General features: G+C 64.9%; 12 protein-coding genes and 1 pseudogene. 11 read left to right on the top strand and 2 right to left on the bottom strand.

Annotation, left to right across the window (positions count from 1 at the left end):
- Window positions 1-103 precede the first annotated feature (103 nt).
- From AT700_RS27420 to AT700_RS30350, 3 genes are all read left to right on the top strand, one after another.
- Window positions 104-2,179 (top strand): type VI secretion system tip protein VgrG, encoded by a 2,076-nt coding sequence (locus tag AT700_RS27420; RefSeq protein ID WP_048521738.1) that lies wholly within the window; start codon window positions 104-106, stop codon window positions 2,177-2,179.
- On the top strand, window positions 2,176-5,445 hold the full coding sequence (locus tag AT700_RS27415) for a hypothetical protein (RefSeq protein WP_003124851.1): 3,270 nt from the start codon (window positions 2,176-2,178) through the stop codon (window positions 5,443-5,445). The genes AT700_RS27420 and AT700_RS27415 overlap by 4 nt, the downstream gene beginning before the upstream one ends.
- Before the next feature lie 578 nt (window positions 5,446-6,023).
- A complete protein-coding gene (locus tag AT700_RS30350) occupies window positions 6,024-6,647 on the top strand; it encodes a hypothetical protein (RefSeq protein ID WP_003099240.1) in 624 nt (207 codons plus the stop codon).
- A gap of 143 nt (window positions 6,648-6,790) precedes the next feature.
- On the opposite strand, the gene argH is transcribed toward AT700_RS30350, so the two are convergent.
- Window positions 6,791-8,185: an argininosuccinate lyase gene (argH, locus tag AT700_RS27405; protein ID WP_003114030.1), complete on the bottom strand. Its 1,395-nt coding sequence runs from the start codon at window positions 8,183-8,185 to the stop codon at window positions 6,791-6,793.
- A gap of 224 nt (window positions 8,186-8,409) precedes the next feature.
- Between argH and algZ the strand changes: the two genes are divergently transcribed.
- From algZ to rsd, 8 genes and pseudogenes are all read left to right on the top strand, one after another.
- Window positions 8,410-9,486, top strand: coding sequence for an alginate biosynthesis two-component system sensor histidine kinase AlgZ (algZ, locus tag AT700_RS27400; RefSeq protein WP_003096404.1), 1,077 nt, complete (start codon window positions 8,410-8,412; stop codon window positions 9,484-9,486).
- 4 nt (window positions 9,487-9,490) lie between these two features.
- A pseudogene (gene algR, locus AT700_RS27395) lies at window positions 9,491-10,236 on the top strand (alginate biosynthesis regulator AlgR).
- A 108-nt stretch (window positions 10,237-10,344) separates the two neighbouring features.
- On the top strand, window positions 10,345-11,286 hold the full coding sequence (gene hemC, locus AT700_RS27390; RefSeq protein WP_003114031.1) for a hydroxymethylbilane synthase: 942 nt from the start codon (window positions 10,345-10,347) through the stop codon (window positions 11,284-11,286).
- Window positions 11,283-12,038, top strand: a complete 756-nt coding sequence (locus AT700_RS27385) for a uroporphyrinogen-III synthase (protein WP_003114032.1) — start codon at window positions 11,283-11,285, stop codon at window positions 12,036-12,038. Before hemC ends, AT700_RS27385 begins: the two co-directional genes overlap by 4 nt.
- Before the next feature lie 26 nt (window positions 12,039-12,064).
- Entirely contained in the window at window positions 12,065-13,195 is a 1,131-nt protein-coding gene (locus tag AT700_RS27380; RefSeq protein ID WP_003123705.1) for a uroporphyrinogen-III C-methyltransferase, read from the top strand.
- Window positions 13,192-14,430: a heme biosynthesis protein HemY gene (locus AT700_RS27375; protein ID WP_003096390.1), complete on the top strand. Its 1,239-nt coding sequence runs from the start codon at window positions 13,192-13,194 to the stop codon at window positions 14,428-14,430. Before AT700_RS27380 ends, AT700_RS27375 begins: the two co-directional genes overlap by 4 nt.
- A 179-nt stretch (window positions 14,431-14,609) precedes the next feature.
- Window positions 14,610-15,101, top strand: coding sequence for a disulfide bond formation protein B (locus tag AT700_RS27370; protein WP_003099230.1), 492 nt, complete (start codon window positions 14,610-14,612; stop codon window positions 15,099-15,101).
- A 269-nt stretch (window positions 15,102-15,370) separates the two neighbouring features.
- Window positions 15,371-15,853: a sigma D regulator gene (gene rsd, locus AT700_RS27365; RefSeq protein ID WP_003120370.1), complete on the top strand. Its 483-nt coding sequence runs from the start codon at window positions 15,371-15,373 to the stop codon at window positions 15,851-15,853.
- A 61-nt stretch (window positions 15,854-15,914) separates the two neighbouring features.
- On the opposite strand, the gene AT700_RS27360 is transcribed toward rsd, so the two are convergent.
- Complete coding sequence (locus AT700_RS27360; protein ID WP_003099229.1) at window positions 15,915-16,544, bottom strand: FKBP-type peptidyl-prolyl cis-trans isomerase; 630 nt, start codon at window positions 16,542-16,544, stop codon at window positions 15,915-15,917.
- Window positions 16,545-16,573: the final 29 nt, after the last annotated feature.

Genomic DNA, 16,573 nt, shown 5'->3' with positions numbered 1-16,573 from the left:
TTTGTTTGTTGTAGGCAGCTTCCGATCGAGCCTGCGCGCCCTTGTCTCGCCCGCGCCAGGCAGGACAATCGAATCGGTCGCCTGCGCCAGTGAGGGACAACGGATGTTCGCAGCAGCCAACCAGACCCATTTCAGCCTCGCCATCGACGGCCTCGCCCTCGACCTGCAGGTGCTCTCCTTCAGCGGCCGCGAAGCCATCAGCCAGCCGTTCGCCTTCGACCTGGAGCTGGTCGGCGAACGCCCCGTGCCGGACCTCGAAAGCCTGCTGCACAAACCCGCCTTCCTTACCCTCGGGCCCGCCGGCAACGGTATCCACGGCCTGGTGCGCAGCGCCGGACAGGGCGACTCGGGCAAGCGCCTGACCCGCTACCGCATCACCCTCGTCCCGCAACTGGCCTACCTCGCCCAGCGCACCAACCAGCGCATCTTCCAGCACCTCACGGTGCCGCAGATCGTCGGCCGGGTGCTGGAGGAACACGGCATCCTCCCCGACGCCTACCGCTTCCAGCTCGGCACCCGCTACCCCGAGCGCGAATACTGCGTGCAGTACGACGAGAGCGACCTGCAGTTCATCCAGCGCCTGTGCTGCGAGGAGGGCATCCACTTTCATTTCCAGCACAGCGCCACGGCGCACCTGCTGGTGTTCGGCGACGACCAGACGGTGTTCCCGCGGCTCGCGCCGGTGGCCTACCAGCAGGACTCCGGCCTGGTCGCCGACCGGCCGGCGGTCAAGCGCTTCGGCGTACGCCTGGAAACCCGCACCAGCCGCGTCACCCGCCGCGACTACGACTTCGAGAAACCGCGCCTGACGCTGGAAAGCGCCGCCCGCGGCGAAGCCCGGCCGGACCTCGAGGACTACGACTATCCCGGTCGCTTCGTCGACCGCGAGCGCGGCAAGCACCTGGCCAGGCGTGCCCTCGAACGGCAGCGCAGCGACTACCGCCTGGCCGAGGGCCGCAGCGACCAACCGTTGCTGCTCAGCGGCCACTTCCTGCCGCTGGCCGCCCATCCCCAGGCGGGCTGGAACGACCTCTGGCTGCTCACTGAGGTGATTCACGAGGGGCGGCAGCCTCAGGTGCTGGAGGAAAGCATCGTCTCCGATGCCTCGGCGAGCCCGGACGACTTCCGGCAGGGTTACCGCAACCGCTTCCAGGCCACGCCCTGGGAGGCGTTCTTCCGTCCCCCGCTGACGCCGCCGAAGCCGCGCATCCTCGGCACGCAGAGCGCGGTGGTGACCGGCCCGAAGGGCGAGGAAATCCACTGCGATCGCTACGGTCGGGTGAAGGTGCAATTCCACTGGGATCGCGAGGGCCAGGCCGACGACAGCAGCAGTTGCTGGTTACGCGTTGCCTCCGGCTGGGCGGGAAGGAACTACGGTGCCATCGCCATCCCGCGGGTCGGCATGGAGGTGCTGGTGACCTTCCTCGAAGGCGATCCCGACCAGCCGCTGGTCACCGGCTGCCTGTTTCACAGGGAACATCCGGTGCCCTACGAACTGCCGGGGCACAAGACCCGCAGCGTCTTCAAGAGCCTCAGCAGCCCTGGCGGCGGTGGCTACAACGAGCTGCGCATCGAGGACCGCAAGGGCCAGGAGCAGATCTTCGTCCATGCCCAGCGCGACTGGGACGAAAACATCGAGCACGACCAGAAGATCCGCGTCGGTCACCAACGCCACGACACCGTGCAGGCGAACAGCTACAGCGAGTTCAAGGCCGAGGAACACCGCACCACCCACGCCGAGCGCAAGGTGGAGGTCCGAGCCAGCGACCACCTCACCGTAGCCAACGACCAGCACCTGAAGATCGCCAGCGGCCAGTTCGTCGAGGCCGGCCAGGAGATCCACCTGAGCAGCGGTCTGAAGGTGGTGCTGGAGGCCGGCGCCGAACTGACCCTCAAGGGCGGCGGCAGCTTCCTCAAGCTCGACGCCAGCGGCGTGACCCTCTCCGGGGCCAACGTCCGGGTCAACTCCGGCGGCAGCCCGGGCAACGGCAGCGGCGCGGCGCCGCTGTTGCCGGGGCCGCCGCTCGACGCGGATGCGGCGACAGCGGGCCAGGTACTGGACAACCCGGCGCGTAGCCGTCCCGAGCGGAAGGGGCCGGAACAATTGATCGTCGATGTCTGGGGAGACCCGGCGCAAGGAAGCCAGGTCGTACTGTTGCCACCGGAGCGCGAGGCATGAGCGGATTCCAGGACCAGAGTATCGACGAAGGCGTGCGCAAGCGCACCGCCTACCAGAACGATCGGCGTGCACGACTGGCATTGAACGTCGAGCGACAGGACGGCGGTATCCTGCAGATTCCGGTGGCCAGCGATATGCTCGGCCATGAGGAGCACGAGCGTATCCAGCAGAACACCTTCCTGGCTGTGATGCCGCTGGTCCGCCTGCCAACGCTGGGCAAGGCCGGTTATGGCGACCAGCTGCCCGCCGGCGCGCTACCGCGGGCGGGACGGATCTACCTGTTCCAGGACGGCAAGTTGTGGCGCGAACTGGAATGTGATGGCAAGGGCAACCTGTTCGAAGTCGATCTCCTGCAGGGGCGCAGCCAGCGTGCGGACAAGCGTCCGGCCGTAGGCAAGACACAAGCGCTGATCCTGGTGCCGGTGCTGGTCAAGGGGCAGTTCGTGATCCCACGCTACACCATGGCCTATAGCGAAACTCCCTGGCCTTGGTCGTACATCGACTGGCTGGAGGAGGACCCGCAGCGGGTCAACCGGCGCTGCCAGCAGATGGCGTCCGCTTGGAACGCCTCGGTGGCCAACCAGCACTGGAAAGCCTCCATCCATCAACCCGCGCTGGTCATTGATCATCACGCCCAGGGTTTGCGACCTCGCGACTTCAACGTCGAGAGCGCGCTGGAAGACCCGGCGGAATTCACACCTGCGTTCGCCGCCTTTCGCGAAGAGTCGCTGGTGTGCCAGTTGCAGCGACGCCAGCAGGAATTGGCGCCCCTGCTGAAGCAGGCTCCGCCCTCTGCGCTACCTACTCTGGAAGCCGGAGAGGACGTACTGGAAACCCTCAAGCTGCGTGGCCATCCCAACCTCATCGGGCTGATGCTCGACGACTCGCTGTTCGCCTTGCGCCACGCTGCGGCGCAGGCGCGCCACTGCGCCGCCTACTTGCGCAGCCTCAATGCACTGCTGCCGCACCGTCCCAACGGACGCTATGCACAGGTGCTGAGCAACATGCTCGACGGCCCGCTCGCCAAGCTCAGGGGCGAGGTCGATCAGGCCGAACTGGACGAGGCGATCTTCGCCGAGGAGCGACAGTCTTGCCGAATCCACCTGACGCAGCAGGTCGAGCATCTGGTTGCCCTGCTGGAAGGCCCCTTGCACCCGGTGTTGCAGGACTGGACCCACCAGTGCGACGAAGCCCTGCTGGAGCCCTACAGCCTGATGAGCGAGGCACTGGCTGCGCTGAACCAGCTTCCCGACCGCTGCGACGCACTGTACAGCGGTACCGCCTACCGGGCGCTGGCGGCACATGTCGAGCGGGTGGTCAGCACGGTTCTGCAGGCAAGCCACCCGCTTGGCGCCATGCTCCTGGCCAAGGACGAAGGACAACTTCCCGAGCCGGTTCGGCGCCTGCAGGCGCTGCGCGATAGCCCGCGGACGCCGGACCCCGACGCAATGGGCCTCAGCACGCTGATGCTGGGAGCCAGTCTGCTGGGCGAGGTCGACCAGCCCAGCGCCGGCAAGAGCCTCGCCTACTTCCTCGGCGACCTGCTGGACGTGTTCGGCGCCAGCGTAGTCGAGCAACTCGGCCGGCTGTCCCAGGGCGCCACCCAGATCCAGCTCGACCGCTTGTTCGCACCGACCTTCAATACTCTGAGCGCCCTCTCGGTGAAGATGAAAGGTATCCGCCTGCTGCCCGACAGTCAGGTGCCGCTCGACATGGTTGTCGTCGGCGTGCGCGGAGCCGGCCTGCGCAACGGTCTGACCGAGGTCGAGCGCCAGGAGCTGAGGCGCAAGAGCTATCGGCGCGCCATCGTTCAGGACGGTGCCGGCAATCCCCTGGCCGGCACCAGTCCCCGCGACACCGGCATGAGTCGCGCCAACCTGCGCAACGTCATGGTGGTGGCGGTACCCAAGGATCACCCGGACCTGCTTGCCTACACGAAATTCCGTACGCAGTTAGGCACGTTGACCCAGGTGATGGAGAACACTCGCATCGTGCCGACGATGATGCTGGGGTTTGCGATTTATAACTTGAATGTGCAGGTGCAGGCATACAGTGGCTTTGTAGACAGTGGAGAAAAGCACAGAGGGACGATCGGGGCTGTCGGTGCAGTAATCGATTTAACAGCCGCTGGAGGAAGCCATGCAAAGCTGCTTTTCGGACCATCTACTGCAAAGTATCTAGAAACCCCACGTATATCGGTAGCCCAAATATCCCCTCGATGGGCCAGGAATCTAGAAGTTCAAACAGGCAGCCCTAAGTTAGGGTTGCTACGTGGGCTTGGTGGCGCAGCCACACTATTCGGTGCAGGCATCAGTGTATGGGATGGCTACCGAGCTTTGAGGCAGGGAGATAGCGATGCGGCTGCGGCCTACGGTGTGGCCGCAGTGGGTGGGGGCCTTTGGGGTGCCTACGTCCTAGGATGGATAGTAAACCCTTATGCTTTGCTGGCTGGTGCGGTTTTGGCGATCGGAGGCACTGTGGTCGCTAATCTACTGACTGACAGCGATGCGGAAACCATCGTAAAGAAAGGCCCCTTCGGCCGGCAATTCGCCGAGGCTGGCCTGCTCGATTCGCTGATGGGCCAGGACCAGCGCTTCGCCCATCTGAAAGACCCGCAAACGGCCTATCGCCAATTGCTGGGAGTCCTCGGCCATCCGCGGGTCTTTGTCCATCGCCTGGAAGACTGGCGCAAATTGGCGCCGGCGGCGCATCGATCTGTCTTGCAGGAAGCGGAACGGGGTCGCCAAGCGGTCAGCCGCACTGCGCTATCCTGCATCGACCCCAAGTTGCAGGCGCTGGAGGCAAACGATTGGGCCGTGGTGCTGAGTTCCCCGCTCCTGGCCATGTTCGAGAATGGCCAGAAGGCGTTCCGCCTGGTGGCCCAGGAGTTTCTCAGCAGCTTGCCGATCGATCCGGGCACCCTGTTCGGCGTCAAGCGCTACCATCGGGTCCCCGCGGGCCCCGCCAAGCTCGAAGCCTTGCCGTTGGATGCTGCCAGCGTGCTCTATGTGCTGCCGGCCAGCCTGCCGATTCCGCAGTTGTCTCCTCGGGCCCGCTATAGCATGCGCATGACCCAGGGTTTGAAGATCAGCGCACAGTTCGAACTCAATGCCGACCAGCCTGAGCAGCGGCTTGTCCTGCCTCAACCCAGCCCGAAGAGTTGGAGTGCATTCACATCCGCCAATCGGTACCTTCCCCCGGACGACTTGGGCCCCCATGCTGCGCCACCTTATTGGTTGATAGAGAACAGTGAGTTCAACGTATGACTGTACACATGGATGCCACGTACTCAGCCAGTGCTTATCGCAGTGAAGTCAACGACTCTTTACCGCCGCCAAGGTGGAAGGAGGAGTCTAACCGTAATGGTATTTTTGACACCCATCTTGCCTTTGGGAACTATGCCAATCTAGATCCGGAAATGGAGATTGTAGGGCAGCTTTCGATCGGGGCTGAGGATAAGTCAGAGGTTGGAGGTGCTGAGGCATATTGCAACTCTATGCGTTGGCAGTTCCAGAACTCTAGCAGAATTCCTTATATAATATTCACGCTTAGGATGCTGTGCTATTTTTTTGTATGGATTGCTTTGGGAATTGGCATAATGGGAGAAGCCACCGGAGAGTGGAGGAGGGACATACAGCAACTCTACACCTTGGTTTGCTCATTCTTTGTGGTGGCTGTTTCAGTAATATCCATGGTGGCCTTTCTTTCGAATAAAAAATATCTTCACGTTATTCAGATGTCGGGTTTTTTATTTTCAATCCCATTGGCTTTGTACCAGTATGGAACAATATTTGGAACCAATGGTTTGCAAATAGCAATTTGGATAGGCGTAGCTACTTATTTTATGGGTGCAGTCGGCTTCAGCGCCATCCTTTGGCTCTACAGCAAAGTCTTCAAGCAAGATGGCAGTGAATTCAATCGCCTGGACGGCATGCTCCGCTTCAAGCGTCGCTTCCGCCGCCTGTTCGTCGCTCCCTTCGACGAGTTCGATCCGGTGCTGCAATTGCTGCCCAGTGGCTACGGCAGCCACGACTATGCGCTCTGGTTGCATCACCGCTATACCGACAACAAGGTCTGTCTGGCCACCCGCGTCCACTCCCTCGGTCTCGACAAGGTCAATGCCCTGGCCTTCTGGGACTGCCTGCAACGCTACATGGACGTGACCCAGCCGTTGCCCGACCTGCCGGTCCTGGAGCCGAGCCGCCCCTTGGATCCGGTCACCGCCGAGCATGATCGGCATACCGGACGCGATCCCCATTACTGGCGCCAGCGCACCTACCAGGGCTGGCCAGCCAAGGAGCGCAAGGAGCTGGACCGACGCCTGCATGAGTATCCCTGGCAACAGCAGCCCTGCATCGTCAGGGCGCGCATCGATCCCGGGCTAAGCATCGAAGCCTATTACCGGCGCCAGGAAGCCAAGGGCATTTTTGCCACGCCCAGGGCCGATGATTTCAATGATGAGCACTGATGCTGAGTTATTCCGCCATTGCGACCGGTTAGCGAAGAAGGACTTTCACTAGAGTGGCTGTCGATCTACAAGGGCGTTCCTGTCCCGCCGTGTGATCAAGTCTCGGGTAGGACAGGAAGATCTGCCGGGCACTGGGCGCGACTTCAGCGCTGTGCCAGCAGTTTTCTGCCGCGGGCGACGGCGGCACGGACCTGGTTCGGCGCGGTGCCGCCGATATGGTCGCGGGCGTTGACCGAGCCTTCCAGGGTCAGCACGTCGAAGACGTCGGCGTCGATCTGCTCGCTGAAGCGGCGCAGTTCGTCGAGGCTCATCTCGGCGAGGTCCTTGCCGCTGTCTACGCCGTACTTCACTGCGTGGCCGACGATCTCGTGGCAGTCGCGGAACGGCAGGCCCTTGCGCACCAGGTAGTCCGCCAGGTCGGTGGCGGTGGAGAAACCGCGGCGTGCCGCCTCGCGCATGATCTCGCGCCGGGGCCGGATCGCCGGGACCATGTCGGCGAAGGCGCGCAGGCTATCGCGCAGGGTGTCGGCGGCGTCGAACAGCGGTTCCTTGTCTTCCTGGTTGTCCTTGTTGTAGGCCAGCGGCTGGCCCTTCATCAGGGTCAGCAAGCCGGTGAGGGCGCCGAACACCCGGCCGGACTTGCCGCGTACCAGCTCCGGCACGTCGGGGTTCTTCTTCTGCGGCATGATCGAGGAGCCGGTGCAGAAGCGGTCGGGCAGGTCGATGAACTGGAACTGCGCGCTGGTCCACAGCACCAGCTCTTCCGAGAAGCGCGACAGGTGCATCATCGCCAGGCTGGCGGCGGCGCAGAATTCGATGGCGAAGTCGCGGTCGGAGACGCCGTCCAGGGAGTTGCCGCCAACCGCGTCGAAGCCCAGCAACTGGCAGGTGATCTCGCGCTGGATCGGGTAGGTGGTGCCGGCCAGGGCCGCCGAGCCGAGCGGCATGCGGTTGACCCGCTTGCGGCAGTCGACCAGGCGCTCGTAGTCTCGGCCGAGCATCTCGAACCAGGCCAGCAGGTGGTGGCCGAAGGTCACCGGCTGGGCGGTCTGCAGGTGGGTGAAACCGGGCATGATGGTGTCGGCTTCCGCTTCGGCCAGGCCCAGCAGGCCCTCCTGCAGGCGGGTGATCTCGGCGAGGATGGTGTCGATCTCGTCGCGTAGCCAGAGGCGGATGTCGGTGGCCACCTGGTCGTTGCGCGAGCGGCCGGTGTGGAGCTTCTTGCCGGTGACGCCGATGCGGTCGGTCAGGCGCGCCTCGATGTTCATGTGCACGTCTTCCAGGTCGACGCGCCAGTCGAAGCTGCCGGCTTCGATTTCCGCCTGGATCTGTTGCAGGCCGTCGACGATCGCATCGCGCTCGGCGTCGCTCAGCACGCCGACCTTGGCCAGCATCGTGGCGTGGGCGATGGAACCCATGATGTCGTGGCGGTAGAGACGCTTGTCGAAGTCGACGGAGGCGGTGAAACGGGCGACGAAGGCGTCGACGGGCTCGCTGAAGCGGCCGCCCCAGGACTGGTTGGTCTTCTCTACGCTCATGGTATCTCTCGCTGCAACAAGAAACGGACAGGCCGCGCGGCCTGCGTGACGGGCAAAGTGCGACGATGATAGCAGGCCGGGAGGAAAAACCGGCGGCTCGTCGACGAAGCCGGAACGAGCGCTGTTTCGCGGTTTTTTGCGGCAGATGGCATTTCGGTGCTTTATTTCGCCCATACGCCCGCGGCTGTCTTGCGGGCGCCACGGGCCTTGCGGAAACTCTGTCGATGCCTATCCGATTCAAGCCCGGCCGCTCGACCCGGCCGGCCGTCCAAGACGACTTCTTCATTCCCGAGCTCTGCGAAGCCGAAGCCCTGTTCACCCTGGTGCTGCTGGCGGAGCTGCTGGTGCTCGTGCTGGTGCTGGCGGAGCCGATGACGCCGAGCTTCAACTGGGTGCGCCTGGCCCTGGCGTCGCTGTTCGTGCAGTGGATCGTACTGCTCTCGGCGGCGCTGTTCTGCCGCCTGCGGCCATTGCTCGCACGCCTGCCGGTGGCGCTGGCGGGGAGTGCCTGCTGCCTGTTGGTGGTGGCCCTCACCCTGGGCTGCACGGCGGTCGCCGAGCACTATCAGCTGGGCGGAGAACTGACGCGTGCCGGCGAGGTCAATCTGTATCTGCGGCACGCGCTGATCGCGCTGATCATGTCCGCCCTGGTGCTGCGCTACTTTTACCTGCAGAGCCAGTGGCGCCGGCAGCAGCAGGCCGAGTTGCAGGCGCGCCTGGAATCGCTGCAGGCGCGGATTCGCCCGCACTTCCTGTTCAACAGCCTGAACAGCATCGCCAGCCTGATCGAGCTGGACCCGCTGAAGGCCGAGCATGCGGTGCTGGACCTGTCCGACCTGTTCCGGGCCAGCCTGGCGAAGCCCGGCACTTTAGTTTCCTGGGAGGAGGAACTGGCGCTGGCAAGGCGCTATCTTTCCATTGAGCAGTATCGTCTTGGCGATCGCCTGCAACTGGACTGGCAGGTGCACGGGGTGCCGGCCAACCTGCCGATCCCCCAACTGACCTTGCAGCCGCTGCTGGAAAATGCGCTTATCTATGGCATCCAGCCGCGGGTCGAAGGTGGCCTGGTGCAGGTCGAGGCGGTTTATCGTGAAGGAGTGTTCCAGCTATGTGTGAGCAACCCCTACGACGAGGCGCTCGAGTCGCCCCCGTCGAAAGGCACGCGACAGGCGTTACACAATATCGATGCACGACTTGGGGCACTTTTCGGGCCTAAAGCGAGTCTCAGCGTCGAGCGCCGTGACGGACGGCACTACACCTGTCTACGCTATCCATGTGCGCGACTCATGCAGGAAGCCTGAGCTTATGAATGTCCTGATTGTCGATGACGAACCTCTGGCGCGAGAGCGCCTGGCCCGATTGGTAGGGCAACTGGACGGCTATCGCGTCCTCGAGCCCTCGGCCAGCAATGGCGAAGAAGCGCTGACGCTGATCGACAGCCTCAAGCCCGATATCGTCCTGCTGGATATCCGCATGCCCGGTCTGGACGGCCTCCAGGTCGCGGCCAGACTCTGCGAGCGGGAAGCGCCGCCGGCTGTGATCTTCTGCACGGCCCATGACGAATTCGCCCTGGAAGCCTTCCAGGTCAGCGCCGTGGGCTACCTGGTCAAGCCGGTGCGCAGCGAAGACCTGGCCGAGGCGTTGAAGAAAGCCTCGCGACCGAACCGCGTGCAACTGGCCGCGCTGACCAAGCCCCGGCCTCCGGCGGCAGCGGTCCGCGCAGCCACATCAGTGCACGGACCCGCAAGGGGATCGAGCTGATCCCGCTGGAAGAGGTGATCTTCTTCATTGCCGACCACAAGTACGTGACCTTGCGCCATGCGCAGGGCGAGGTGCTGCTGGACGAGCCGTTGAAGGCGCTGGAAGACGAGTTCGGCGAGCGCTTCGTGCGCATCCACCGCAACGCGCTGGTCGCCCGCGAACGGATCGAACGCCTGCAGCGTACGCCGCTGGGGCATTTCCAGCTCTACCTGAAAGGCCTCGACGGCGATGCACTGACCGTCAGCCGGCGGCACGTGGCCGGGGTCAGGCGTCTGATGCATCAGCTCTGACGGCGGTCGGCGGTTCGCCAGCGACCCGGGTGCGGCTATCGGGCCCAGCGTCCGCGCACTCGGGTTCGAACTGTTATCATGGGCGCATCCCTGTGCACGGAATATCCCATGTCGTCCCGCGAAATCCGCATCGCCACTCGCCAGAGCGCCCTCGCCTTGTGGCAGGCCGAATACGTCAAGGCGCGCCTGGAGCAGGCTCATCCTGGCCTGACCGTCACCCTGCTGCCGATGACCAGTCGCGGCGACAAGCTGCTCGACGCACCGCTGGCGAAGATCGGCGGCAAGGGCCTGTTCGTCAAGGAACTGGAAACCGCCCTGCTCGAAGGCGCCGCCGACATCGCGGTGCATTCGATGAAGGACGTGCCGATGGACTTTCCCGAGGGGCTCGGCCTCTACACCATCTGCGAGCGCGAAGACCCGCGTGACGCTTTCGTCTCGAACACCTACGCCAGCCTCGAGCAACTGCCAGCCGGCAGCGTGGTCGGCACCTCCAGCCTGCGCCGCCAGGCGCAGCTGCTGGCGCGCCGGCCGGACCTGCAGATCCGTTTCCTGCGAGGCAACGTCAATACCCGCCTGGCCAAGCTGGATGCCGGCGAATACGACGCGATCATCCTCGCCGCCGCCGGCCTGATCCGCCTCGGCTTCGAGTCGCGCATCCGCTCCTCGATCAGTGTCGACGACAGCCTGCCCGCCGGCGGACAAGGCGCCGTCGGCATCGAATGCCGTACGGCCGACAGCGACCTGCATGCCTTGCTGGAACCCTTGCACCATACCGACACGGCTCTGCGGGTCACTGCCGAGCGCGCGCTGAACAAGCGGCTCAACGGCGGTTGCCAGGTGCCGATCGCCTGCTACGCCATCCGCGAGGGCGACCAACTGTGGCTGCGCGGCCTGGTCGGCCAGCCTGATGGCACCCAGTTGCTGCGCGCCGAGGGGCGGGCGCCACTGGCGGAAGCCGAGGCGCTGGGCGTGCGGGTGGCCGAGGACCTGCTGGAGCAGGGCGCCGAAGCGATTCTCGAAGCCGTCTACGGCGAGGCCGGACATCCGTGAGCGGCTGGCGGCTCCTGCTGACGCGCCCCGACGAGGAGTGCGCGGCCCTGGCCGCCAGCCTCGGCGAGGCGGGCGTCCATAGCAGCAGCCTGCCGCTGTTGGCGATCGATCCGCTGGAAGAAACCCCGGAGCAGCGTACGCTGATGCTCGACCTGGACCGCTACTGCGCGGTGGTGGTGGTCAGCAAGCCGGCGGCGCGCCTGGGGCTGGAGCGGCTCGACCGCTACTGGCCGCAGCCGCCGCAGCAGACCTGGTGCAGCGTCGGCGCGGCGACCGCGGCGATCCTCGAGGCCTACGGCCTCGACGTAACCTACCCTGAACAGGGCGACGACAGCGAAGCGTTGCTGGCGCTGCCGGCGTTCCAGGATTCCCTGCGCGTGCACGATCCGAAAGTGCTGATCATGCGCGGCGAAGGTGGCCGAGAATTCCTCGCCGAGCGCCTGCGCGGCCAAGGCGTGCAGGTGGACTACCTGCCACTCTACCGGCGCCGGGCTCCGGACTATCCGGCCGGAGAGCTGCTGGCAAGGGTGCGGGCGGAACGCCTGAACGGCCTGGTGGTCAGCAGTGGACAGGGTTTGCAAAATCTGTATCAGTTGGCGGCAGCCGATTGGCCCGAGATAGGCCGGTTGCCGCTGTTCGTACCCAGCCCGCGGGTCGCCGAGATGGCGCGCGAACTGGGTGCGCAACGGGTGATTGATTGCCGGGGCGCGAGCGCGCCGGCCTTGCTGGCGGCCCTGACGAGCGCCGCCTAGAACTTTCTTGACCAAAGGATGGACCTGTGAGCGAAGCAGTCACTCCCCAAGACGACGCAAGAACTTCCACTTCCACCCCTTCTCCCGTTGCACCCGATGCATCCAGGCGTTCCGGTACCGCCACCGGCCTGGCGTTGCTCGCCCTGCTGGTTGGCGTGGCGGGACTCGGCGCGGGTGGCTGGAGCTTCTGGCAGGTCCAGCAGTTGCAGGGCACCGAGCGCGACCAACTGGCGCAGCTGGAAGATGCCCGTGGCAAGACCGAATCCCTGGCCCAGCGTAACCAGCAACTGGCTGCCCGCCTGGACGCTTTGCCTACCGCGGACGAACTGGAGGCCCGGCGACGCCTTGTGGTGGAGCTGCAGGGCGACCAGCAGCATCTCAGCGAGCAACTGAAGAAGGTCCTCGGCCAGAGCCGCCAGCAATGGCGACTGGCCGAGGCCGAACACCTGCTGCGCCTGGCCAGCCTGCGCCTGTCCGCCTTGCAGGACGTGGGCAGCGCCACCGAACTGGTGCAGGGCGCTGATGACATCCTGCGCGCGCAGAACGATCCCGGCGCCTATGCCGCCCGCGCCAAGCTGGCGGCCAGCCTCGAGGCCCTGCGTGCGTTGCCGGAGCCGGACCGTACCGGGCTGTTCGTGCAACTGGCGGCGTTGCGCGAGCAGGTCAACCAGTTGCAACCGCTCACGCCGACCTTCAAGGAAGGCGAAAGCGGTGCCAGCAATGTCGCCTGGGGCGACGGCAACAGCACCTGGGAGCTGTGGTGGGAGAAGATCTCGCGCTACATCCGCATCGACTTCAATGCCGGCCAGGACATTCGTCCGCTGCTGGCCGGCGAGCAATTGGCGCAGGTGCGCCTGACCATCGGCCTGGCCCTGGAGCAAGCCCAGTGGGCGGCGCTGAATGGCAAGCAGGAAGTCTACGAGCAGGCGCTGAAGCAGGCCCAGGACGTGCTGGACGGCTATTTCAACGTAGAGCTGGCCGACAGCCGCGCGTTGAAGTTGCGTATCGATGAGTTGGCGAAGCAGCCGGTCACCGTGCAGGTCCCTGACCTCGCACCGGCCCTGAGCGCCTTGCAGTCCTACGTGTCGCGCCGCGAGGCCGCCGGCAACCTGGTGCCCGAGGCGCAGGCGGCTCCGGCCACGGAGGGCCGTCCATGAGACGCATCTACCTCCTGGTTCTGGCGGTGGTGCTGGTCGCCACGCTGGTTGGGCTGGCGATCTCCGAGCAGGCCGGCTATGTGCTGATCGCCTACAAGAGCTTCCGTTACGAATCCAGCCTGTGGTCGTTCCTCGCCCTGCTGGCGGTGGTCTGGCTGCTGGTGGTGCTGGTGCGCCTGGTCCTGCGCCTGCTCGGCAGCTCGGGGCGGGTGGTCAACCCCTGGTCGCGCTACAACCGCCGGCGTCGCGTGCAGATGGCCGAGCACAGCGGCCTGCGCGATCTCGGCGAAGGCAACTGGCCGCAGGCGCTGCGTCATTTGCGGCGGGCTGCGGAGATGGGCGAGCGGCCGCTGATGCATTACCTCGGCGCGGCGCGGGCCGCCAACGAACTCGAGCGCTACGACGAGGCCGACGACCTGCTGAACCGGGCTCGCGAGCGCGAGCCGGATGCCCAATTGCTGGTCGGCCTGACCCGTGCGCAACTGCTGATCAATCGCGGCGACTACCCGCAGGCACGCAATACCCTCGAAGAGCTGCACGGGCTCCAGCCGCAGCACCGCACGGTATTGCGGCTGATGCAGCAGCTGTACGTCACCCAGCACGACTGGCAGGCCCTTTGCGTCCTGCTGCCGGAGCTGCGCAAGGAGCGTGTGCTGAAGGATTCCGAACTGCGCGACCTCGAACGCCGTGCCTGGGTGGCTTCCTTGCAGGAAGCCGGCGAGCGTGGACTGAACGAGGGCGAAACGGCGTTGCAGCCGCTGACCCAGCGCTGGCAGAACGTGCCTTCGGCGCTGCGTGCAGACCCGGCGATCGTCGCGGGCTATGCCGCCCAACTGCTTCGCCTGGGCGCCGAGGAAGAGGCTGAAGAAGTCCTCCGCCATGCGCTCAAGCAAGGCTTCGACGCGACCCTGGTGCAACTCTACGGGCAGGTGCGCGGGCGCGATCCGGGCAAGCAATTGCAGGCCGCGGAAGGTTGGCTCAAGGAACACCCGAACGATCCCGGCCTGCTGCTGACCCTGGGGCGCCTGTGCCTGATCAACAAGCTCTGGGGCAAGGCCCGGGAATACCTGGAGGCCAGCCTGAGCTTCCAGCGCAGTGCCGAAACCTGCGCCGAGCTGGGACGCCTGCTGGCGCAGCTCGGCGAGGTCGAGCGCAGCAACCAGTTGTTCCAGGAGGGCCTGGTCCTGCTCGATCGGCGTACTCCGGGGCTGCCCGTGGTGGTGGCGGGCATTTGAGCATGGGGAACGCCGGGTGGCGTTCCCCGTTCGGCTCCATCGGCAGGACTGTGGCGGCTTGTCGCGGGTGCCCGGCATGATTCGGGATGCCTTGCCGCAGAGCTGCCTTGCGGCTTGAAACTGCCGGAGGCTTTCCACTACCGTAGGCGGCCTTTCCCCTGTGTACCTGTGGATCCGCCATGCCCCTGGCCAGCCCCCGTCAGCTTTTCCTTCTCGCGTTCCTGGCCTGCGTCGCCATCATGGGCGGGGCGCTGTACCTGGAACATGTGGTTGGCCTGGAGGCCTGCCCGCTGTGCGTCGTGCAGCGGATCTTCTTCATCCTGATCGGCCTGACCTGCCTTGCTGGCGCGATCCAGGGGCCCGGCCTGCGTGGGCGGCGTATCTACTCCGTGCTGGTGTTCCTGCTCGCTCTCGGCGGCGGGGCCACGGCCGCCCGCCAGGTATGGTTGCAGACCGTTCCGCTGGACCAACTGCCGGCCTGCCTGCCCAGCCTCGACTACATGATGCAGGCGCTTCCCTTCCAGGAAGTGATCCGCCTGGTCCTGCATGGCACCGCGGATTGTGCCCAGGTGAGCTGGACGCTATTCACCCTGAGCATTCCGGAATGGAGCCTGCTGGCGTTCGTTGCCTATCTCGGCTTCTCCATCGTGCAGTTCCTCCGACGCGCCTGATGCGTGGTCTTTCGTCAGCTCTCGAGCGTCGGCCGTATCGATTTGGCGAAAACCAGAGCGGATGCGGGATACCGATCAAACATCCGTATGAATTTTTCTGTACGGGCGTCTTGATGGGGTCATCCGGGGGGCATAATCTGGCTTTCCGTAGCGCCGGAGTCCGCCCCTTGCACAGGCGTTCTCCCACAGAGCGCAGAGAGTGCGTCAGCAATGCGTCTCGGAGCGGACGATGATTCTCCGGGACGTCCGAAGAGGGAAGCGAGGACAACATGCTCGAAAGCTGCCGTAATGCCCAAGAGCGGTGGGGGGGCGTGCACCAACTGATCGATCGCTGGCTGCATGAGCGCCAGCAACTGGTGCAGGCCTTCGATGCCCTGAGCGGTATTCAGGCACCGGCGCCCAACGCCGAAGAACTCCAGCATTTCTGCCAATTGCTGCTGGACTACGTATCTGCCGGACACTTCGAGGTCTACGAGCAACTGACGGCGGAAGGCAAGGCCTTCGGCGATCAGCGCGGCCTGGAGCTGGCCAAGCAGATCTTCCCCCGGCTGGAAGCCATCACCGAATCCGCGCTGAACTTCAACGACCGCTGCGACAACGGCGATTGCCGTGAAGGAGCCTGCCTCATCGCGGAGCTGAAGGTCCTGCGGCAACAGTTGCACGAACGCTTCGAGCTGGAGGACTGCCTCATCGAAGTCCTGCACAACGCCCACAGCCAGAGCGGCGCAGAGGGTTCGGCAGTACCGGTCTGATTCACCGGCGAGTCGTTACGAAACGGCGCGTCTCCATGCGGGAGAGCGCCGTTTTTGCATTTCAGCGGAAGCCCAGCAGGTCGATCTCGAAGACCAGCGGAGCGTCGGGCGGGATCAGGTCGCCAGCGCCTTCGTGACCATAGGCTTGCGCCGAAGGAATCACCACTCGCCAGCGCGCGCCGACAGGCATCGCTCGCAACGCTGTGCGCCATCCCTCTATCACACTGTCCAGGGCGAACCACTCGGCGCTTTCGCTCTGGTCGAACACTTGACCGTCGGCAAGCAGGCCGCGGTAACGGACGTGTACCTGGGTTGCCGCGCCGATGCCGTTACCTTGGCCACGACGTAATTCGCTGACGAGGACGCCGCCGGTCAATTCGCGGACGCCGAAGCGGGCTTTTTCGTTGGCCAGGAAGCGGGCCTCGGCGGGTGTGGTCCGCGGTGTTTCCGTCGTGGCGTTCTCGTGTTGCAGCAGAAGTTGTTCGATGCGTTCGGGGGGGATTTCAAGTGCCTCGCCGCGATAGGCCTGGCGCAGTCCGAGAAGTAGCTCGGATAGCTCTAGGCCGGGCATTTCCTGCTGTAGGCGCATGCCCAGGCGGGCGCCTACGGCATAGGCCAGTTCGTCCTTGGGAGGCGCGGCGAAAAGCGGCAGCGGCAGTAGAAAAAGACCGATGAAAAGGCGGCGCGGCATGCGGTTTCTCCAAACGAATCGGCGGGCAA

This window comes from Pseudomonas aeruginosa, from assembly GCF_001457615.1.
In the GTDB taxonomy this organism is placed as follows: Bacteria; Pseudomonadota; Gammaproteobacteria; order Pseudomonadales; family Pseudomonadaceae; genus Pseudomonas; species Pseudomonas aeruginosa.
Note: the sequence above shows the minus strand (reverse complement) of the source record. Positions and strands in the feature narration are given on the sequence as shown.